The organism is Burkholderia sp. LMG 13014 (assembly GCF_905232215.1).
Lineage (GTDB): Bacteria > Pseudomonadota > Gammaproteobacteria > Burkholderiales > Burkholderiaceae > Burkholderia.
On record NZ_CAJNKE010001002.1, the window covers coordinates 1 to 1,306 of the forward strand.

The 1,306-nt window shown below is 68.7% G+C and carries 1 protein-coding gene; it reads right to left on the reverse strand.

Annotated features, from left to right (window positions below; translation table 11 throughout):
- On the reverse strand, positions 1-1,306 hold a 1,306-nt coding region (locus JYJ84_RS36890; RefSeq protein ID WP_205190323.1), incomplete at both ends, for a molybdopterin-dependent oxidoreductase.

Genomic DNA, 1,306 nt, shown 5'->3' on the forward strand with positions numbered 1-1,306 from the left:
CGTCGGCCGCCGCCGCATAGTCGAACGCATCGCCAAAGCCCATCGCGCGCGCGACTTCGGCGACGATGCGCCAGTCGGGCAGCGCGTCGCCCGGCGGCGCGACCGCCGCGCGCATCAGCGTCATGTTGCGCTCGGAGTTGATCATCACGCCGTCGCCCTCGGCCCACAGCGCGCCGGGCAGCAGGATGTCCGCGTAGCGGTTGGTCTCGGTGTCGAGGAATCCATCCTGCGCGATCACGAGCTCGGCGGCCTGCAAACCGGCGATCACGTTCTGCCGGTTCGGCACCGTGGCGACCGGGTTCGTGCAGATGATCCAGCATGCCTTGATGTCGCCGGCCGCCATCCGCGAGAACATATCGACCGTGCCTTGCCCGGTCTCCTTGCGCAACGTACCGGCCGGCACGCGCCACAGGTTCTCGACGAAACGGCGATCGTCGTCGGACGCCACCGAGCGCTGGCCCGGCAGCCCGGGGCCCATGTAGCCCATCTCGCGCCCGCCCATCGCGTTCGGCTGGCCGGTCAGCGAGAACGGCCCGCTGCCGGTGCGGCAGATCTTGCCCGTCGCGAGATGCAGGTTGCAGATCGCGTTGGTGTTCCACACGCCGTGCGTGCTCTGGTTGAGCCCCATCGTCCAGCAGCTCATCCATTCCTGCGCATCGCCGATCCATTGCGCGGCCGTGCGCAGGTCGGCTTCCGCGAGCCCCGTGATTGCCGCGACGCGTTCGGGCGTGTAATCGGCGAGGAACGCGGGCATCGCGTCCCACCCTTCGGTGTGCGCGTCGATGAACGCAGAATCGGTGCGGCCGTTCGCATGCAGCAGGTGCAGCAGCCCGTTGGTCAGCGCGAGATCGGTGCCCGGCCGGATCTGCAGGAACAGGTCGGCCTTGTCGGCCGTGCCGGTGCGGCGCGGATCGACGACGATCAGCTTCGCGCCGGCCTTCACGCGATCCATCATCCGCAGGAACAGGATCGGATGACAGTCGGCCATGTTCGCGCCGATCACGAAGAACAGGTTCGCGCGATCGAAGTCCTGGTACGACCCGGGCGGGCCGTCCGCGCCGAGCGACTGCTTGTAGCCGGTACCCGCGCTCGCCATGCACAGGCGCGAGTTCGACTCGATGTTGTTGGTGCCGACGAAGCCCTTCGCGAGCTTGTTGACGAGGTATTGCGCCTCGATCGACATCTGCCCCGATACGTAGAACGACAGCGCGTCGGGCCCGTGCGTATCGAGCACCGCGCGCAGGCGGCGCGCGGTGTCGGCGATCGCGTCGCGGGCCGGCAGCGGCACCAGGTCGGCCGCTGTCTG